This window comes from Bradyrhizobium sp., assembly GCF_027307225.1.
Taxonomy (GTDB): domain Bacteria; phylum Pseudomonadota; class Alphaproteobacteria; order Rhizobiales; family Xanthobacteraceae; genus Bradyrhizobium.
This window is the reverse complement of the sequence record NZ_DAHUXJ010000069.1, coordinates 1-18,883: the sequence shown is the minus strand read 5'-3', so window position 1 is coordinate 18,883 and position 18,883 is coordinate 1. Positions and strand designations below refer to the sequence as shown.

The 18,883-nt window shown below is 62.5% G+C and carries 16 protein-coding genes; 8 read left to right on the top strand and 8 right to left on the bottom strand.

Translation table 11 applies throughout. The features are described from left to right. Positions 1-17 precede the first annotated feature (17 nt). Positions 18-1,538 (top strand): FAD-dependent oxidoreductase, encoded by a 1,521-nt coding sequence (locus M6D32_RS12055; protein WP_298256329.1) that lies wholly within the window; start codon positions 18-20, stop codon positions 1,536-1,538. Positions 1,539-1,700: 162 nt separating this feature from the next. Beyond that, on the top strand, positions 1,701-3,311 hold the full coding sequence (locus tag M6D32_RS12050; RefSeq protein ID WP_298256327.1) for an acyl-CoA synthetase: 1,611 nt from the start codon (positions 1,701-1,703) through the stop codon (positions 3,309-3,311). Between the two features lie 117 nt (positions 3,312-3,428). Here M6D32_RS12050 and M6D32_RS12045 read toward each other — a convergent pair whose 3' ends face one another. The 6 genes from M6D32_RS12045 to M6D32_RS12020 all read right to left on the bottom strand — a co-directional run bounded on the left by M6D32_RS12045 (position 3,429) and on the right by M6D32_RS12020 (position 8,542). Further along, positions 3,429-4,145, bottom strand: coding sequence for a substrate-binding domain-containing protein (locus tag M6D32_RS12045; protein ID WP_298256325.1), 717 nt, complete (start codon positions 4,143-4,145; stop codon positions 3,429-3,431). A gap of 281 nt (positions 4,146-4,426) precedes the next feature. Further along, entirely contained in the window at positions 4,427-6,523 is a 2,097-nt protein-coding gene (locus M6D32_RS12040) for a carbohydrate porin (protein WP_298256323.1), read from the bottom strand. Between the two features lie 190 nt (positions 6,524-6,713). Next, entirely contained in the window at positions 6,714-7,226 is a 513-nt protein-coding gene (locus M6D32_RS12035; protein WP_298256360.1) for an SRPBCC family protein, read from the bottom strand. A gap of 14 nt (positions 7,227-7,240) precedes the next feature. After that, a complete protein-coding gene (locus M6D32_RS12030) occupies positions 7,241-7,696 on the bottom strand; it encodes an SRPBCC family protein (RefSeq protein ID WP_298256321.1) in 456 nt (151 codons plus the stop codon). Between the two features lie 71 nt (positions 7,697-7,767). Next, positions 7,768-8,235: an SRPBCC family protein gene (locus M6D32_RS12025; protein ID WP_298256319.1), complete on the bottom strand. Its 468-nt coding sequence runs from the start codon at positions 8,233-8,235 to the stop codon at positions 7,768-7,770. Next, positions 8,228-8,542 (bottom strand): metalloregulator ArsR/SmtB family transcription factor, encoded by a 315-nt coding sequence (locus tag M6D32_RS12020; RefSeq protein ID WP_298106282.1) that lies wholly within the window; start codon positions 8,540-8,542, stop codon positions 8,228-8,230. Before M6D32_RS12020 ends, M6D32_RS12025 begins: the two co-directional genes overlap by 8 nt. A 120-nt stretch (positions 8,543-8,662) precedes the next feature. Between M6D32_RS12020 and M6D32_RS12015 the strand changes: the two genes are divergently transcribed. Then, positions 8,663-10,126: a hypothetical protein gene (locus tag M6D32_RS12015; RefSeq protein ID WP_298256317.1), complete on the top strand. Its 1,464-nt coding sequence runs from the start codon at positions 8,663-8,665 to the stop codon at positions 10,124-10,126. A gap of 113 nt (positions 10,127-10,239) precedes the next feature. Next, positions 10,240-10,857 (top strand): LysE family translocator, encoded by a 618-nt coding sequence (locus M6D32_RS12010; protein ID WP_298256315.1) that lies wholly within the window; start codon positions 10,240-10,242, stop codon positions 10,855-10,857. Positions 10,858-10,866: 9 nt separating this feature from the next. Here M6D32_RS12010 and M6D32_RS12005 read toward each other — a convergent pair whose 3' ends face one another. Next, positions 10,867-11,673, bottom strand: coding sequence for an N-formylglutamate amidohydrolase (locus M6D32_RS12005; protein WP_298256313.1), 807 nt, complete (start codon positions 11,671-11,673; stop codon positions 10,867-10,869). Between the two features lie 140 nt (positions 11,674-11,813). Here M6D32_RS12005 and M6D32_RS12000 point away from each other — a divergent pair, with 140 nt between their 5' ends. From M6D32_RS12000 to M6D32_RS11985, 4 genes are all read left to right on the top strand, one after another. Next, positions 11,814-12,206 carry a gamma-glutamylcyclotransferase family protein gene (locus M6D32_RS12000; protein ID WP_298256311.1) on the top strand — a complete coding sequence of 131 codons (393 nt, stop codon included), beginning with the start codon at positions 11,814-11,816 and terminating at the stop codon, positions 12,204-12,206. A gap of 221 nt (positions 12,207-12,427) precedes the next feature. Beyond that, entirely contained in the window at positions 12,428-14,431 is a 2,004-nt protein-coding gene (gene dnaG / locus M6D32_RS11995; protein ID WP_298256309.1) for a DNA primase, read from the top strand. Positions 14,432-14,773: 342 nt separating this feature from the next. Beyond that, on the top strand, positions 14,774-16,912 hold the full coding sequence (gene rpoD / locus M6D32_RS11990) for an RNA polymerase sigma factor RpoD (RefSeq protein ID WP_298256307.1): 2,139 nt from the start codon (positions 14,774-14,776) through the stop codon (positions 16,910-16,912). 466 nt (positions 16,913-17,378) lie between these two features. After that, positions 17,379-18,524 (top strand): DUF2778 domain-containing protein, encoded by a 1,146-nt coding sequence (locus tag M6D32_RS11985; RefSeq protein ID WP_298256305.1) that lies wholly within the window; start codon positions 17,379-17,381, stop codon positions 18,522-18,524. A 19-nt stretch (positions 18,525-18,543) separates the two neighbouring features. On the opposite strand, the gene M6D32_RS11980 is transcribed toward M6D32_RS11985, so the two are convergent. After that, positions 18,544-18,883, bottom strand: a 340-nt coding sequence (locus M6D32_RS11980; protein WP_298256303.1) for a hypothetical protein, incomplete at its 5' end; no start/stop codon positions are given.

Genomic DNA, 18,883 nt, shown 5'->3' with positions numbered 1-18,883 from the left:
CACAGCGGAGCAAGAGTATGGCAGATCAGAAAGCGTCACCCGCCGGCCCCGATCTGTCCAAGGGCGTCGCGACTTCCGACTTCCCGGGCACCATGCTGCTCGGGCATGTCGGCGACGACGAAGTGCTGCTGGTGCGTTCCGGGACCGAGATCTTCGCCATCGACGCGCATTGCAGCCATTATCACGGCCCGCTCGCCGATGGCGTCGTCGAGGGCGAGGGCATTCGCTGTCCCTGGCACCACGCCTGTTTCGACTTGCGCACTGGCGAGGCGACCCACGCGCCTGCGTTCAGCCCGCTATCGGTCTGGAAGGTCGAACGCGAAGGTGAGCGCATTGTCGTGAAGCAAAAACGCGAACAGCCGAAGCCGTGCATCAAGGGCGCCATCGATGCGCCGTCACGGATCGTGATCGTCGGCGGTGGCGCGGCCGGATTTGCCGCCGCCGAGATGCTGCGGCGGCAGCAATATCGCGGCAGCATCGTGATGCTGAGCCAGGAGGCGGCCGCGCCGGTCGATCGGCCGAACCTGTCGAAAGATTATCTCGCCGGCAGCGCGCCGGAAGACTGGATGCCGCTGCGTTCTGACGATTTCTACCGCGAAGCGAACATCGATTTGCGGCTTGGTGTCGAGGTCACGTCGATCGACACCACATCAAGGAAAGTGCTGCTCGCCGGCGGCGAGAGCGTTCCCTACGATCGCCTGCTGCTGGCGACCGGCGCCGAGCCGGTGAAGTTGCCGATCCCGGGTGCCGATCAGCCGCACGTTCACCTGCTGCGGTCGTTGAACGACAGCCGCGCGATCATCGCCTCCGCCAAGGATGCGCGGCGTGCGGTGGTGATCGGCGCGAGCTTCATCGGCCTCGAAGTGGCGGCATCATTGCGTGCGAGGGACATCGAGGTACACGTCGTCGGCCTCGAACAGCGGCCGATGGAGCGCGTGCTGGGCGCAGAAATGGGCGACCTCGTCCGCGCACTGCATGAGGAGCATGGCGTCATCTTCCACCTCGGCGACACCGTCACGTCGATCGATGGCAAGCGCGCCAGCTTGAAGAGCGGCGGCGTGATCGAAGCCGATCTCGTCGTCATCGGCGTCGGCGTGAAGCCGCGTCTTGCGCTCGCTGAAAAAGCCGGGCTTGCGGTCGACCGCGGCGTGATCGTGAATGTGTATCTTGAAACCAGTGTTCCCGGGATCTATGCCGCCGGCGATATTGCCCGCTGGCCGGACAAGCATTCCGGACAAGCCATCCGGGTCGAGCACTGGGTGGTGGCGGAGCGGCAGGGTCAGGCGGCTGCGCGCAACATGCTGGGGCAACGCCAGGCCTTCGACGACGTGCCGTTCTTCTGGAGCCAGCACTACGACGTGCCGATCAACTATGTCGGCCACGCCGAGAAGTGGGACAAAATCGAGATCGACGGCGATATCGCCGCGAAGGACTGCCTGGTTCGCTACGTCAGCGGCCGGCGGGTGCTTGCGGTCGCTTCGATTTACCGCGACGTCGCCAGCCTCGAGGCCGAGATCGCGATGGAAAAAGCGAACTGATTTCAATTCTACTATCTTCGTCATGCCGGGGGCTTGTCCCGGGCATCCACGTCTTTAAAACTAGCGGCAAGCAAAAAGACGCGGATGGTCCGGCATAGGCGAGCGGAAGCGAAGCCGTCCTTTTAATGCCACGCCGGCCATGACGGAAGATGGAGCCGGGCCATGCTCACCGAAACCAACGACTACGACAAACTCTGCCGCGAATTTCGCTGGGAGATTCCACCGCGCTTCAACATAGCGACGGCCTGCTGCGATCGCCATGCCGATGGCACCTCGCGTCTGGCGCTGATCTATGTTGACGAAGGCGGCTCGTCGCGCCACGTCTCCTTCGATGAACTCGCGGACCTGTCGCGCCGCTTCGCCAATGTGCTGAAAGCTGACGGCCTTGCGGCGGGCGACCGCGTCGCGCTGTTTCTCTCGCAGTCGGTGGAATTGCCGCTGGCGCATCTATCGGCGTTTCGCGCCGGCATGGTCTCCATTCCGCTGTTTGCACTGTTCGGCGAAGATGCGCTTGAATTTCGCCTCGCCAATTCCGGCGCCAAAGCCATCGTGACCGATGCGAGCGGCTGGGAGAAGCTTGCGAAAATTCGCCACAAGCTTCCCGACCTGAAGAAGGTCTATCTTGTTGGCAATGAGGCGCCGGCCGGCACGAAGGCATTCTGGCCGGCGTTGAAGGCTGCCTCGGCGGATTTTGCGACCGTCGACACGGCGGCCGACGATCCCGCGATGATCATCTACACCTCGGGCACTACCGGGAATCCCAAGGGCGCGCTGCACGCACATCGCGTGTTGCTCGGCCATCTGCCCAATGTCGAGATGGTCCACGATTTCTTCCCGAGAACTGACGACGTGATGTGGACGCCGGCGGACTGGGCCTGGATCGGCGCAATTTTCGACGTGCTGTTCCCCGCGCTCTATCACGGCGTGCCGGTGGTCGGTCATCGCGCCAGGAAGTTCGATCCGCAGGCGGCGATGCAGCTGATGGCCGACCACAAGATACGCAATGTCTTCCTGCCGCCGACGGCGCTGAAGCTGATGCGGCAGGCCGAGGTCAAACATCCGGGCGTCAGGCTGCGCAGCATCTTTTCCGGCGGCGAGGCGCTCGGCGCGGAGTTGCTCAACTGGGTTCGCGCCACGTTCGGCATCGAGGTCCACGAAGCCTACGGCCAGACCGAATGCAATCTCTGCGTCGGCAATAACGCCAGGCTGTTTCCGATCCGGCCGGGTTCGATGGGCAAGGCGACGCCCGGCTTCGACGTGCGCATCATCGACGAGCATGGCAACGAGGTGCCGCGTGGCAGGCGTGGCATCATCGGCGTAGGCCAGCCCAATCCCGTCACCATGATCGAATACTGGAAGAATCCGGAAGCCACCCAAAGGAAATACGCCGGTGGTTTTCTATTGACCGGCGATCTCGGATGGCAGGATGAGGACGGCTACTTCTGGTACCTGAGCCGCGAGGACGACGTCATCACCACGGCCGGCTATCGCGTCGGCCCCTCCGAGATCGAGGATTGCCTCCTGAAGCATCCGGCGGTCGCGATGTCGGCGGTGGTCGGCATTCCCGATCCCGTGCGTACGGAATCGATCAAGGCATGGATCGTGCTGCGGCCGGGTTTTGCGGCGAGCGACAGCCTCGCGCGCGAGATCCAGGAGTTCGTCAAGGTCAAACTCGCCGCCCACGAATATCCGCGCTTCGTTCAATTCGCCGACAGCCTGCCGATGACCGCAACCGGGAAAGTGCTGCGGCGGGAGTTACGGGCGCTGGGATAAGGCACTTCGTCATTCCGGGATGGTGCGTTAGCACCAGACCCGGAATCTCGAGATTCCGGGTTCACGCGAAGGCGCGTGCCCCGGAATGACGTCAGGGGTAGGTCTCACGCCAAACGCTTATGGTTTGCCGTGCTTGCCGAGCAGTTGCATGCCGGAGTTCTTCACGGCCGCCGCAGTCTGGTCGGATGCGAGATATCCGATCAGCTTTCTGGCCTGCTCGGGGTTATGGGCCGTCTTGACCATCGCAGCTGTGAAAACCTGGATCAGCTGCACCTCGTCGGGAAGCGCGCCGACCAGTTCGATGCCGGGTTGATGGACGATTTCGCTGACCGGCCCGATGGCGAGATCCGCTTCGCCGGCCGCGACCGAGCCGGTCGATTCGATGCCGCGCGCGAACAATTTCGATGACACCTTGTCGGCGATTCCGAGCCGCGGGAGCACCTCATCTCTCATGAAGATGCCGCTGGTGCTGCCAGGCAGCGCCACCAGGCGTGCGCCGAGCAGCGTCCGCGTGAGCGCATCGACGCTGCCGATATCCGGCTTCGCACTTCCCTGGCGTACGGCGGCGCCGAGCGGCACGCTCGCGAGCTCCGCTTCCGAGCCATTGGCGATCCGTCCGGCCGCCATCAACTCCTCGAGGCCTTCCTTCGAGAGGATGACGACGTCAACCTCGGCGCCGTGCTCAAGCTGCGACTTGATGGTCTTCGGACCCGATCCCTGCGATGCGCCCGACAGCGTAGTCACCGTGATGCCGGTGCTGCGCTCGAACTCGGGCAAGACCTGATGGTAGGCCAGCGAGAAGCCGCCGGAGATCATGACGACAAGTTTTTCCATCGCGTAACCCGGAGATGCCGCAAAAAAGATCGTGAGTTGAAGGGCCAGTGCCGCCCATTTGAAGTTCCTGCGCCACAAGCGGCAAATTCTATCCAGGAACTTCAAATGGAGAAGCGGCACTGTAATCATGAGTCTGCTAGTGCCCATAGCTTTCCGAAGTTCGTGAAGGGTGCGTGCTGAGGTGGAGCACGAACTTCGGAAAGCGGCACTAGAAATGGCCGTGATGCGTCTCAGCATATTTCCGTCTCCGGAGAAACGGCGGCCATCAAATCACGGCGCTCTCAAAACTGCCAGTGCAGGCGGCCGGCAAACACATTGGCCGGACCGCGGTCGGCGTTGTAGCCGGGATTGTCGACGAACTGATAGTCGAAGGTGAGCTTGGTCGAGGCGTTGAGCGCGATCGAATAATACGCCTCAAGAATCTTCTCCAGTCCGTAATTCGTCAGTTGCCCGTCGCCGATGAGGATGCCCAGGCCACCGGTGTTGAGGAAGGCGATGTGGGCGCTCGAGATGCCGTTCACGACACCGGCGATACCGATGGTGTCGTCGGGCCGGCCCCATGATTTGCCGCCGATCGAAACGCCGCCCGAAACGGTGCGGTCGATGTCGGTGAAGTCCCACGGCTCGATCTGGCCGTCGGCCCAGCCGGCGCGCAGGAACACGCCGAGATTATCCATCACCTGCTGCTCGACGTTGAGGCTGACACCGGGGCGGCTGGTATAGGCGCGCACCGCGTTGATGTCGGCCGGCATCCCTGTGATTTGCGCGAGCGCAACGGCATCGTTGAAATTCCCGGCTCTGCCGTTACTCAAAAAGCCGGTGATCTTGATCTTGCCCGGCTGGCCCCCCAAGTCGTAGCGCCGCTCGATTTCGCCGACGAGCTGGAATTGCTGGAAGGTCGGATCGAGCGTGCCACCCAAGGGGCTGACGCCGCCTGCGGGCGTAGCGGAGAGATCGAATACGCCGGCGCGCAGCGTCCATTGCCCGGTGTACCATTCGCCCGCCGCGCCGTAGCTGTAGCCCCAGCCGTCGCCGGCGTAGTCAAATGTGCCGGCATTGACCAGCGACCAGTTCAGGAAATCGCTCTTCGGGTTGTTGGCGTATTTGTTGGTGTCGAAGATGTCGTTGATGCCGAAGCGGCCCACCGTCAGCACCAGCCGGTCGGTCGAGCGTGTTCCCTTGAACTGCGTGAAATCGTCGTCGACCTTTTCGGTGTCGCCGCCGAGATTGATGGTCTGCCGCAGGAACGCGCGTTGCAGGCGCGCATAGGGCGTGGATGAGCCGATCTTGTAGGCCTCGGCGCTGACAAAGCCGGCGACACCATGCGTGCTGTCGAAGCCGAATCCCTGGTCGATTTCCGGGTTGGCCCAGAACTCCGCGCCCCGCCACAGCTTGACGCCGATCGAAAGCGTGGTGTCGAAGGTTTCCTTGGCATCTGCGGCACCGCTCAGGCTGTTGGGTCCCTCATAGGGTGAGTGGAAGGCCGGATGAGCCTGCTCGACAAACGTCGCCTGGCCATGGACCGCGAAAATATCGGCATTCTCTGCAAAACGCGACGGCGCGACGGCAGCCGGCCGCGAAGGATCGTCGAAGCGATAGTTGAGGGCGAGACGGAGTTGATGCTCCGAAAGTCCGGAATTGACGCGCTGTCCGGAGAGCGGGAAATTCTCCGTCATGGACGGAAAATCGGTCCAGAGATACTCGCCGCGAACGGTCCAGCTGGGTGCGATCGCGGTCTCGACGCCGACGCCGGCTGCCCAGCCGAAGCGATAAAGAAAGCGGTCCTCGCTGTTCCCGCTCGCATTTTGTGTCAGCGTCTCGTGGTCGTAGGTCCAGGCCAAGCCGCTGGTGCCGTAGAACAGCCAGTGGTCCGGCGCATAGCCGATGCGGCCGCGCACGGTGCCGGATGCCCGTACGGTCTCGCTGAACGAACCGGCGCCAAACGATGGCGACGTAAAGTTCGAACTGCCGCCGATGGTCAGTCCCGTCACCAGATCGGGAAACGGCGGAAACGAGCCGTCGGCCTCGACACCGACCACCATCCGGTTTCGCAGCATATAATTGTATCCGGCCTGCGCGCCTTCGAACCAGCTGCCGGCCTCCGTGAATGCGTTGGGCGATTGGTAGAGCCCGAAGGAGTCGCCTGCCGGCGCACCGCCGACAGGGGCGAGCTTCCAGCCGGAGTTTCCGGTTGCAAGGCCGACATGGCCGCCGATGTAAAAGCCGGTCCAGTCGTATTCCGCGGGCTGAGGTGGGGCTTTCACCGGCAGATCGGCCGCGCGTGCGTCGCCCGCAAACACGGAGATCAGCAGCGCGAAGGACGCGCTGATCCAGCTAGTCCCGCGCCGGAATCTGATTGTTTCAGCACAAGAACTCAAAGGCGGCCCACCATCTGCGTGACGGTTTCATTCCTGTCATCGCATCGGAGCACATGTCAATCCAGCTCGGCACGGGCGAAACGCGAGCCTTTGTTCTTGTCATATTCCCGCAACATGCCGGCTTTTCCCGACGAGGGAATAAATCGGCCGCCGTTCGTGTCGGCTCTGTTTCTTCCACGCGACAGGGCGCTTATGGCGTCCTGATGCCGAGCTTCTTCAGCGCGCTGAGCATTCGCTCCGGCGGTGCCATTTTGACGACCAGCGGCGCGCCGGTCTCCAGCAGGCTCTTGAGGCTCGAGAGTATCGCGGGCCAGCCCTGGCGGCCGCCCGAGAGAATGTCGTCATCGAGCGGCCGGTCGTGCGACTCGGTCATGGTTAGCCGTACCGCGCCGCCCGCGGGTTCGATCTCGTAGGTGACGAGCGTCGGCCCGAGTTTTTCGATCAGCCCCGGCCAGTTCACGTTGAAGGTGAAGGAGAGCCGGCGATGCAGCACGCACTCGGCCACTTCGCCGCTGATGTGCAAGCCCCCATCCGGGGTGCGCACCATATAGGCGCCGCCGACCCTCAGATCGACCTCGACCGAATTGCCGAAAAAATATTTCCGGCTGAATTCGGCCGACGTCAGTGCTTGCCACACCTTCTCGGGCGTCGAGGCGATGTAGATCGTGTAGACGGTCAGCGGCTTGAACTGCTCGAAGTTCATGAAGACGCCCAGCTTCACATTTTCAGCGCTTCGAACGGGATTTGCAGCGGCTCGCCGGTTTCCAGCAGGCTCTTGAGGCTGGAGAGGATCGCCGGCCATCCCTTCGAGATGCCCGAATAGAATTGGCTGCCCTCGGCAAAACCTTCATGCGTCAGCGTCAATTTGACGAGCTTGCCAAAGGGCTCGAGCACAAAGGTCGCGAGCGCCGGAAACTCGTTCTTGTATTTGTCCGACAGGTTGAGGAAGGTATAGGCGAGCCGGCGCGGCGGGTCGCATTCGACGACCTTGCCGGCATCGGAGACATTGCCGTCGCTTCGCACCATTTCGAAGGAAGAGCCGACCTTCCAGTCCGATCGCAGCTTTGCACCGAACCAGTAGCGGGCGGTGAACTCGCCGTCGGTCAGCGCATGCCAGAGCTTTTCCGGCGTGGTCTCGATGTAGGTGACGTAGATGAATTCGGGTTTGGACATCGTGATGTTCCTTGCCGGTTGCTGGATTCCCGCGCCGCCACTGGAGCAGGGGGCGGCGCGGTTAGCGGGGTTCAGGCGCGGATCGCTTCCTGCGCGGCGATCGGCCTCGGAATGCCGAGGATCTGGCCGTTCTCCAAGAGGCTCTTCAGGCTCGCGAGCACCATCGGCCAGCCTTCGGAAATGCCGCGCAGCGTCACGCCGGCCTCATCGAGATTGTCGTGCGTCAGCGTGAGCTTGACGATCTCGCCGCGCGGTTCGAGGTCGAAGGTGACGCGCGAGACGCGTTCGCGCCGGTACTCTTCCGCGCAGCCCTTCCATGTGTAGGCGAGTTTCCTTGGAGGATCCGAAATAAGCACTTTCCCCTCAAGGCGGTTCTCGCCTTCGAGCGTGAAGCGATAGTCCGATCCGACGCTCCAGTCGGATGCGACACGGTGCGAAAACCAGTAACGCTCCGTGAAATCGCCGTCGGTGAGCGCCTGCCAGAGTTCTTCCGGCGTGGTCTCGATGTAGGTGACGTAGATAAATTCAGGCTTACTCATCGCGCTTCTCCAGTTGTCGTTTCAGCTCGCTGAGCGCGGTGAGCTTGCCGCGCTCGAATTTCTTGATCCACCGCTCGCCGATCTGATGGATCGGAACCGGGTTGAGGTAGTGCAGCTTCTCGCGGCCGTGCCTGTAGGTGGTGACAAGGTTGGCTTCCTCGAGAATGACGAGGTGTTTGGTGACGGCCTGCCGCGTCATGGCGAGACCCTCGCAGAGTTCGTTCAGCGTCTGTCCGTTTTTGGCGTGAAGCCTGTCGAGCAGCGATCGCCGCGACGCATCGGCGAGGGCTTTGAAGACATCATCCATGGTTCCGATAATAGGCAACCAAATGGTTGCCTGTCAAGAGGGTGTTTTGGCTGATGCCCCCGGTTGTGCTAGGGGAGGCGCAACCAGCGAGAGATTGGCCAAATCGTGGGTGGAAAAAACATGAACCGATACATCAAACCGGCAATCTGCTTCGCAACCCTTCTCCTCCTCTGCGGCAGTGCGCAGGCGCAGAGCCAGCCCGTTCAGAAGACCCCTCAAAAGATTGGAGCGCCGCCCGAAGCATCCAACATGAGGCTTGTCGGCTACAACGATCTGCAGGCCCGCAGCGCCTATCAGCCGACCGTCCATCGTCAGGGCGACCGCTACATCGCCTATATCGGCCATCACGGCGGCACCGACGAAAATCCCGATCCTATAAATCCCTTGACCGGAAAGGCGGAGCCGAACGGGACTTCGATCGTAGACGTCACCGATCCCGCGCATCCGAAATATCTGTTTCATATTCCCGGACAGAAGGGAAAGTACGAGAGCGGCGGCGCGCAGATGGTGCGCGTCTGCGATGGCAAGCAATTGCCGAAGGGCGATCCCAACGCGGTTTACATGCTGCGCGCGGTCGGCAGTGAAGGGCATGAAATCTGGAACACCGCCGATCCTTCCCATCCCGTTCTCGTCGCCAGGATCGGCGAAGGGTTGAAGGACACGCACAAGAACTGGTGGGAATGCAACACCGGCGTTGCCTACCTCGTGTCGGGCAAGCCCGACTGGCGCACGCGTCGCATGACCATGGTCTACGATCTCTCCGATCCCGCGCATCCCGTGAAGATCAGGGATTTCGGCCTTCCCGGTCAGGAGCCCGGTTCAACCGGTCCGGTGCCGACCGAGGTGCATGGACCGATCTCGACCGGACCTGACGGCAACCGCGTCTATTTCGGGTATGGCACCGACAAGGGCGGCTTCCTGCAGATCGTCGATCGCGACAAGCTCCTGCACGGGCCGAAAGAGCCGACGCCGGAAAATCTGCGCTACCCGGAGATCTCGCGCATGTCGATGTCGGCCTTCAACGGCGCGCACACGACATTCCCGATGCTGAAGATGCCGATCGCCGAATACGCCCATGACAAGGATTCGACGCGCGACATCGTCATGATCGTCGACGAGGAGATCGTCAACGAATGCGCCGAACCGCGGCAGATGGTGTGGTTCGTCGACGTCACGGTCGAAGCCACGCCGATGGTGATTTCGAGCTACACGGTCGACGAAGCGAGCGGCAATTTCTGTGAGCGGGGCGGGCGGTTCGGCTCGCATTCCTCCAACGAGAGCATGGCGCCGGTCTACTACAAGAAGATGGCGTTCATCTCGTTCTTCAATGCCGGCGTCCGCGCGCTCGACATCCGCGATCCCTATCACCCGACCGAGGTCGGCTATTTCATTCCCTCGATCACCGCCAACACCGACAAGCGCTGCGTCAAGGTCGATGGCAAGGATCGCTGCAAGGTCGCGATCCAGACCAACAATGTCGAAACCGACGATCGCGGTTATATCTATATCGTCGACCGCGCCAATACCGGCATGCATATTCTGGAATTGACCGGTGAGGCGCGGAAGGCCGCCGGTCTGCAGTAGGGCTTGTCATTCCGGGGCGCGCGGTAGCGCGAACCAGGAATGACAGCGGTTCAATCGATCGTCATGCCGGGCCTGACCCCCGGCGCGACCGAAACCACAGGCGGAATCAACCCATGTCGCTCCAGCTTTACCTCCCTTACATCGCCGCCTGCGTCGCGCTCGCGCTGTTGCCCGGGCCGATCGTGACGCTGGTGATCGCCAACGGCCTGCGCCACGGCACCCGCTCAGCATTGACCAATATTGCGGGCGTCCAGGTGGCGCTGTTGATCGTGATCGCCGTGGTTGCGATCGGGCTGACATCGCTGATGGCGACGATGGGCTACTGGTTCGACTGGGTGCGCTTTGCCGGCGCGATCTATCTGGTCTGGCTCGGTATCAGGTTGATCCGCGACCCGGTCCAGGGCGTGAAGGCAGACGAAGCGCCACCGCCACCGCGCGGCGGATTTTTCCTGCAGGGTTTTCTGGTCGCGCTCTCTAACCCGAAGCTGCTTGTGTTCTTCGGCGCCTTCATTCCGCAATTCGTCGACATGAACCGGGATCACCTGCCGCAGGTTGCGCTGCTCGGCGCCACCTTCATGGTTGTCGCGGGGCTGACGGATGCGGCCTATGCTCTCTTGGCCGGGCGCGTGCGCTCGTTCTTCTCGGCGCGGCGGACGCGGCTGCTGTCGCGCGTTTCCGGCGGCTTCATGATCGGCGGCGGCGTCTGGCTCGCACTGACGCGTGCGCGATAAAGAAGAAGCTTAAGCCGGCAGCAGCGCTTGCGCGTGCAACGTTGCTTCGATGCCGGCAAAGACCGCGGCCAGCCGTTCCGCCCACTGCACCTCGCCGGCCTGATCGGAGATCAGATCCTGCCGAATTTCGATGCCGGTATTCATCAGCCCGCGCGCTTCGCCGTGCACGGGGATGGTGTAATCGGTCTCGTTACTCACGGCATAGGGTTCGTTGTCGCCGACCACGAGGTCGCCTTGCGCGCGCAAAGCGCTCAGCACCAGCGGCGGCAGGCGCGTGTCGCGCTGATACAGCGTGCCGACATGCCAGGGCCGCTTGATGCCGGCATAGACCGGCGTGAAGCTGTGCAGCGACAACAGCACGGTCGGCACGCCCTCGCGTAGCCGCTGATCGATCACTTCCCTGATGCGGCGATGATAGGGGTCGAACACCTCGCGCCGCCGCGCTTCCACCGCCTCGCGCGTCAGCCCCGCATTGCCGGGAACGGTAGTGGCCTCGCTGATCAGCGGGATCGAGCCCGGCGAAGCGAACGGACGGTTGCAGTCGATGACGAGCCGCGAATAGGCTTGCGCGATCAGATGCGCATCCAGCCGCTCCGCCAGCGCGCGTGCCACGCCGGCAATGCCGATGTCGAGAGCGATGTGCCGCGTCAGTTCGCTTTCCGGCAGGCCGAGATCGCCGAGTCGGGTGGGGATGGCGCGGCCGAAGTGATCCGAGGTCAGCAAGAACGGCGAACTGCCATGCGCGTTCTGCTCCACCACGGGCGGCGCATCCTCGCTGCCGAGTAACGATGTGTCGCTAGCGTCAACCAAGACCATCTCTTCTTGTCCAAATTGCCTGCCCAGGCAGCCTCGCCGATCTCGAAGTTTCCGATATAGATTGCACCTTACAAAATCACAATGATTGCATCCGACAAGCGTCGCTTACGCTGCTCGCCATGACGGTGTAAGAGACGTTCATGACCTGCGATCTTCTTTTTGTCTACGGCACCCTGATGCGCGGTTACGCGCATCCGATGGCGCGGCTGCTATCGGCGAATGCCGAATTTCTCGGTGAAGCGAGCTGCCGCGGAAGGCTTTACAAGGTGAAGCATTATCCGGGCCTCGTGCTGTCGAACGAAGCGGCCGACGTCGTGTTCGGCGAACTCTACCGCCTGCGCGCGGTGGACGATCTCCTGCGCGAGTTCGACATGTATGAGGCTTGCGGCGAGGGATTCCCGGAGCCGACGCAGTATGTGCGGCAAACGCTGCCCGTCACGCTGACGGACGGCAGTGCGAGCGAGGCCTGGACCTATATCTATAACTGGCCGGTGGCCGGGCTCTCCCGGATCGAATCGGGGAGGTTTTTATAAGGGCTTGCCGTCATTCCGGGGCGCGCCGCTTGGCGCGAACCCGGAATCCATTTCTCTTTTGTTTGCGGCTAAATGGATTCCGGGCTCGCCCTTCGGGGCGCCCCGGAATGACGATGGCCTGTGAATAGCGGCAAAAAGGCCAAGTATTCTCGTACTTTGACCGGCCATCCCTATATCGCTATCTCTTCGTCCCGACTCAAAGGTAGCGCTCAAATCCGCCCATGCGCTTTACACCCGAATTCCTAGAAGAGCTGAAGGCGCGGCTTCCGGTGTCGGAAGTCGTGGGCCGCCGCGTGAAGCTCAAGAAGGCCGGCCGCGAGTTCAAGGGGCTGTCGCCGTTCCAGCAGGAAAAGACGCCGTCCTTTACCGTCAACGACCAGAAGCAATTTTATCACGACTTCTCGACCGGCAAGCACGGCAACATCTTCGATTTCCTGATGGAGACCGAAGGTGTGACGTTCCCGGAGGCGGTCGAGCGCTTGGCCTCGATGGCGGGCCTGCCGCTGCCGGCGGTGACGCCGGATGCCGCGCGCCACGAGGCGCGGCGCAAAACGCTGCATGACGTGATGGAACTCGCGGCGAAATTCTTTGCCGATACGCTCGCCTCACGCAGTGGCGCCAAGGCGCGCGGCTATCTTGCGGATCGCTCGATCTCGCCGGACACCCAATTGAGATTCCGTCTCGGCTATGCGCCGGGCGAAAGATTTGCGCTGAAGGAGCATCTCGGCAATCAGGGTATCCCGGTTGCGGACATGGTCGAGACCGGTCTCCTGATCGGCGGCGACGACATTCCCGTTCCATATGATCGCTTCCGCGACCGCGTGATGTTTCCGATCGCAGATAGCAGAGGCCGCGTAATCGCGTTCGGCGGCCGTGCGCTCGAAAAAGACGTGCCGGCGAAATACCTGAACTCGCCGGAAACGCCGCTGTTTCACAAGGGCGACAATCTCTACAACCTCGCAACGGCGCGGCAGGCCGCGCATGACGGCAGCCCGGTTGTCGTCGTCGAAGGCTATGTCGACGTGATCGCCATGGTCGGCACGGGCTATCCCGGCAGCGTCGCGCCGCTCGGCACGGCCTTGACCGAAAACCAGCTCGCGCTGCTCTGGAAGATGGCGGACGAGCCGATCCTGTGCTTCGATGGCGACCGCGCCGGGCAGAAGGCCGCGTGGCGCGCCGCCGATCTGGCGCTGCCGCACCTTGCGCCCGGCAAGAGTCTCCGTTTCGCGCTGCTCCCCGAAGGCCAGGACCCGGACGATCTCGCCCGATCAGGCGGACGCGCTGCGATCGAGGAAGTGATTGGCGGATCTCGCGGGCTCGCCGACATGATCTGGTCGCGCGAGATCGAGGGCGGCAACTTTGCGACGCCGGAGCGGCGTGCAGCGCTGGAGAAGCGCATCGGCGAACTCTCCAATGTCATCCGCGATGAGGTGGTGCGGCGTTATTATCGTCAGAATTTCTCCGAGCGCTTGGGCCGCATGTTCGCCCCCGAAGTGGCGCGCAGCCCCTATGGTGGCGGCCGCCCGAGCGGGGGAAATTTCGGCGAATCACCCCGCCGTTTTGCCCCCCGCACCGGGCAAAGCCCGGGGCGTTTCGAGGCCCGGCCCGGCCGTCCACAGGGTCCTGCGGCTGCCCTCCGCGGCCCGTATCAGCCGGCGAGTTCGCAACTCGCGGCAAGCCCCTTGCTCCGCGGCCAGCGCAGCGCGATCTCGCGCCGCGAGGCGCTGATCCTGCAATGCCTCATCAACCATCCCTGGCTGCTGCATGACCATCTGGAGGAGGCGGCTGCGCTCGAGCTCCCGCACCCGGAGGCGCATCGGCTGCGTGCCGGCATCATCGCGGCTTTCGCGGCCGACCATCATCATTCACCCGACGCTTCCGAGCACAGCGAAAAGCTCCGCGCCGATCTCCTAAAGGGTGGATTTTCAAAGGAAATTCAAAGGGTTGATGGCGCGATCACGACCGCTGCGGTGTGGGGTGCGAAAGCGGGCGCCGCGCGGGACGATGTTCTTTCCACCTGGCACCAGCTCGTCTCCTTGCATCGGCAATACCACTCCTTACTTAGGGAATTGAAGGATGCCGAACTCGCGTTGGGCGAGGACGCGAGCGAGGCCAGTTTGGCGTGGCTGCGCGACATCAAGGCCCGCCTGTCCGAAGTGGACGGGACGGAGGCCATCATCGAGGGATTTGGCGAATTATCCGGCCGATTCCGGGGCAGTCCGTAAGGGGGAAATCCCCCGCGGGAACCGCAAAAAGACTCGCCAAGCCCGGGGTTTGGCTGCAAAAACAGGGTTAAGCGACGTTTAATGGCTTTGAGGCATTTTCTGATCTAGCGGACGGTCGGTTTCCTTTCGATAAGAGGCGCGTGGAATGAACGGACACGCATTCTGTTCGACTAGCCGGCACCGCCATTTCCGCAAACTGCGTTCAAGGCCATTTGTGTGAAATCGGAGATCAGCGAATTGGGGGTGGCGAAACTCGGCGCCGCCCCTTCGCGTCATGAGTGAGTTGAAGCGTTTCGAGATGGGCTTGGCCCCTTAAGTCGGGACGCGTTGGGAGCTTTTTGAATGGCCAGCAAGGCGAAGACGGTTCAGGTCAAGGAAAAAGAAAAAGACGAGAAGGTCGCCGACGCCCCTGAAAAGGATTCGCCCGACGCGCCGTCGCCGTTGCTCGACCTGTCGGATGCTGCCGTCAAGAAGATGATCAAGCAAGCCAAGAAGCGCGGCTTCGTGACCTTCGATCAGCTCAACGAGGTGCTGCCTTCCGACACCACTTCGCCCGAGCAGATCGAGGACATCATGTCGATGCTCTCTGACATGGGCATCAACGTCACGGAGGCCGACGACGACGCCGAGGAAGAAAAGCAGGAAGAAGCCGACGACGATACCGACAACGAGCTTGTCGAGGTCACGCAGAAGGCCGTCACCGAGGTCAAGAAATCCGAACCGGGCGAACGCACCGACGATCCCGTGCGCATGTATCTGCGCGAAATGGGCACGGTGGAATTGCTCTCCCGCGAGGGCGAAATCGCGATCGCCAAGCGCATCGAGGCCGGCCGCGAGGCGATGATCGCGGGGCTGTGCGAAAGCCCGCTCACCTTCCAGGCCATCATCATCTGGCGCGACGAACTCAATGAAGGAAAGATCTTCCTTCGCGACATCATCGATCTCGAGGCCACCTATGCCGGCCCCGACGCCAAGAACAATCTCAACCCCGCCATGATCGGCGCCGGGAGCCAGCCGGCCGCCGAAGGCGGAGCCGCCAATGGTAACGGTCACGGCAATGGCGGCGCGATGCCGGCCGCAGCCGCGCCGCCCGCCGCGCCGCCGTCGCCGACCCCCTTCCGTGCCGCGCCCGCCGCGGCGGATGCCGAGGAGAAGGATCCCGGCGAGGCGGCGGCCGAAGCCGACATGGACGACGACGACGAGTTCGAAAACCAGATGTCGCTCGCCGCGATCGAGGCCGAGCTGAAGCCGAAGGTGGTCGAAACCTTCGACAAGATCGCCGACAACTACAAGAAGCTGCGCCGCCTGCAGGAGCAGGACATTTCCAACCAGCTGCAGAACGAAACGTTGTCGCCGGCGCAGGAGCGCAAGTACAAGAAGCTGAAGGACGAGATCATCGTCGAGGTGAAATCGCTGCGCCTCAACCAGGCGCGTATCGATTCGCTGGTCGAGCAGCTCTACGACATCAACAAGAAGCTCGTTTCGTTTGAAGGCCGCCTGCTTCGCCTCGGCGACAGCCATGGCGTCGCGCGCGAGGATTTCCTGCGCAACTACCAGGGATCTGAGCTCGATCCGCGCTGGCTCAACCGTGTCTCGAAACTCTCCGCCAAGGGCTGGAAGAATTTCGTCCATCACGAGAAGGACCGCATCAAGGAGCTGCGCGGCGAGATTCAGCAGCTCGCGGCGCTCACGGGCCTCGAGATCGGCGAATTCCGCAAGATCGTGCACGGCGTGCAGAAGGGCGAGCGCGAGGCGCGCCAGGCCAAGAAGGAAATGGTGGAAGCCAATCTTCGCCTCGTGATCTCGATCGCCAAGAAATACACCAACCGCGGTTTGCAGTTCCTCGACCTGATCCAGGAAGGCAACATCGGTCTGATGAAGGCGGTCGACAAGTTCGAATACCGCCGTGGCTACAAGTTCTCGACCTACGCCACATGGTGGATCCGGCAGGCGATCACGCGATCGATCGCCGACCAGGCCCGTACCATCCGCATTCCCGTGCACATGATCGAGACGATCAACAAGATCGTGCGCACCTCGCGACAGATGCTCAACGAGATCGGCCGCGAGCCGACGCCGGAAGAGCTCGCCGAAAAGCTCGGCATGCCGCTCGAAAAAGTACGCAAGGTTCTCAAGATCGCGAAGGAGCCGCTGTCGCTGGAAACGCCGGTCGGCGATGAAGAGGATTCGCACCTCGGCGATTTCATCGAGGACAAGAACGCGATCCTGCCGATCGATGCGGCGATCCAGTCCAACCTCCGCGAGACCACCACGCGCGTGCTCGCCTCGCTGACGCCGCGCGAAGAACGCGTGCTGCGCATGCGCTTCGGCATCGGCATGAACACCGACCACACGCTGGAAGAAGTCGGCCAGCAGTTCTCGGTGACGCGCGAACGCATCCGCCAGATCGAGGCCAAGGCGCTGCGCAAGCTCAAGCATCCGTCAAGGTCGCGGAAGCTGCGGTCGTTCCTGGATAACTGAGCAAGCCATGCCCCTCGGGCCTGCCCAAGGGGCAAGCATCCGTATGAAAACGGCGGGTCCAAAAAGCCGGCCGTTTTGTTTTCCTGATTCTCACCCGGTCATGGCCGCGCACAGCGGGGCCGAAGAACGGCATCGTTCGGCTTGCCTGCTGACCGGCGATCCAGGTCCTTTGCTGGCATGAGCATCGGACGGCGTGGATGGCCGCGACAGGCATCGGCAGGAAATAAAAACGGACGTCTTTTCAAGCTCTTATGGTCTGAGCCCAAGCGCCCAGGCCCGAGGTTTTCCCCGCTCCTCACAACACCTGCGGGAGCATAAATCTGATGGGGCCTAAGCCCATCAGCCATATCCTTTGTCGCGAATATGCCTTACTTTAAGTTCCTACTATGGCCTTCTTGCTGCTCGACTAATCCGTGGGGGATTCTGGTTGCGGCCTCGTCGAGGTAAATTTGGGGAGCAGACGCCTGTGCACCCTGCGGTAGCCCGCAGGCCGTTGCCGGCCAACAGGCCCGTGCCTGCCCGCGCGCCCGTCCGTCAGTCTGCGAATACCCAGCTTCCGCATGCTCATGCTGCCGCGCCTGCCCGCAAGGCGGCGCGACGTTCCGGACGGGCTAACACCATCCTGCTTACGCTCGCCGCGGTTGGTCTGTCGCTGATGGCCGCTGCCTGGATCACCGGCCCTCATCTTTCCGCGGTTGCGTCAGCAACGCCGGGGAATGCCGATCGATCGAGTTTCGCCGATCGCTTCGTCCCGGTGCCGAAATCGACGACCAGCGCGCTGCTGCAGCCACTGAAACGACTGGTCATGGCGAAGGCGGACCTTGAGCTGTCGACGACCCCGCAAGCGCTTGCGTCGCGCTGGCCGCAGCAGGACCTTCGTCCCGCGATCGGCGAAGATCTACTTGAAATACCTGCGGCGGCGCCCGTTAGCGCGGCCGCGCCGGCCGCCGCCGCGGTCGCCGCAATCATTCCGCTGCCGCGGTCGCGCCCGGCTGCTGCTGACCTGCTAACGCAAGGGCCGGTGCTGGCGCTTGCAACGACAACGCCGCAGACCGCACCGCTCATCCCGTTGACCGACAGCGCGGCGCCGCAGCCGCCGCAGCGCTCGGTGCTGCAGAAGTTCTCGGACATGATGAAGGCGAAGATAACGATCGCCTCGCTCGGGCTTGGCAGGGCGCCGGATCTCACTGCGCTCGGCTATGACAACGAGACGGCTGTCTATGACCTCACCGCGCATGCGGTTTACTTGCCCAACGGGACGGTGTTCGAGGCGCACTCCGGCATGGGCAACCTCCGCGATGATCCGGACCACGTGAACATGCCGATGGTCGGCGCAACGCCGCCTGCGATCTATTCGTTGAAGCCGCGCGAAAAAGAATTTCACGGCGTCGCCGCGCTGCGCATGACGCCCACTGAGGGCAGCGACATCGGCGGCCGCTCGGGGTTATTGGTGCACAGCTACATGCTTGGCCCCAAGGGCGATTCCAACGGTTGTATCTCGGTCAGGGACTTTGACCGCTTCCGCAAGGCCTACGATGACGGCCAGTTCACCCACATCGCCGTCGTATCGAGCGTGAAGTCCATGATCCTGGCCCAGCAGAACGCAGAGTGATCGCGGCTTAGGCGGTCGATCAAAGGCCGCGCGTTTGTCTTACTCTCAGTTTCGTTGAGCCGCTGCCGCTGGCGCCGCGCGCTTTTTGGACGCGCTCGATTTCGTCGTCCGTGAAAAATCCCGAAGCGACTGGCTGGCAATAGAAATTGCTGGAATTCGTGCAATTGGATTTGCCAGAAATTGGGACCTGGGTGCCGATTTTCTTGCAAATTGCGGTTGGGGATTGAACGAAGCCGCTGGCGCGGCAATTGAGGAGGGATCGCAAGATCAGGCTCCTGTCTGAGAGGATTGCGGGTTTTGAGGCCCAACCCTTCAGACAGGAGATTTTCCAATGGCTGAGATCAGCCCTCTTCGCCGCC

Coding starts and splice junctions, on each gene's coding strand:
- M6D32_RS12055 (WP_298256329.1), top strand. CDS start 18: ATGGCAGATCAGAAAGCGTCACCCGCCGGCCCCGATCTGTCCAAGGGC.
- M6D32_RS12050 (WP_298256327.1), top strand. CDS start 1,701: ATGCTCACCGAAACCAACGACTACGACAAACTCTGCCGCGAATTTCGC.
- M6D32_RS12045 (WP_298256325.1), bottom strand. CDS start 4,145: ATGGAAAAACTTGTCGTCATGATCTCCGGCGGCTTCTCGCTGGCCTAC.
- M6D32_RS12035 (WP_298256360.1), bottom strand. CDS start 7,226: ATGAACTTCGAGCAGTTCAAGCCGCTGACCGTCTACACGATCTACATC.
- M6D32_RS12030 (WP_298256321.1), bottom strand. CDS start 7,696: ATGTCCAAACCCGAATTCATCTACGTCACCTACATCGAGACCACGCCG.
- M6D32_RS12025 (WP_298256319.1), bottom strand. CDS start 8,235: ATGAGTAAGCCTGAATTTATCTACGTCACCTACATCGAGACCACGCCG.
- M6D32_RS12020 (WP_298106282.1), bottom strand. CDS start 8,542: ATGGATGATGTCTTCAAAGCCCTCGCCGATGCGTCGCGGCGATCGCTG.
- M6D32_RS12015 (WP_298256317.1), top strand. CDS start 8,663: ATGAACCGATACATCAAACCGGCAATCTGCTTCGCAACCCTTCTCCTC.
- M6D32_RS12010 (WP_298256315.1), top strand. CDS start 10,240: ATGTCGCTCCAGCTTTACCTCCCTTACATCGCCGCCTGCGTCGCGCTC.
- M6D32_RS12005 (WP_298256313.1), bottom strand. CDS start 11,673: ATGGTCTTGGTTGACGCTAGCGACACATCGTTACTCGGCAGCGAGGAT.
- M6D32_RS12000 (WP_298256311.1), top strand. CDS start 11,814: ATGACCTGCGATCTTCTTTTTGTCTACGGCACCCTGATGCGCGGTTAC.
- dnaG (WP_298256309.1), top strand. CDS start 12,428: ATGCGCTTTACACCCGAATTCCTAGAAGAGCTGAAGGCGCGGCTTCCG.
- rpoD (WP_298256307.1), top strand. CDS start 14,774: ATGGCCAGCAAGGCGAAGACGGTTCAGGTCAAGGAAAAAGAAAAAGAC.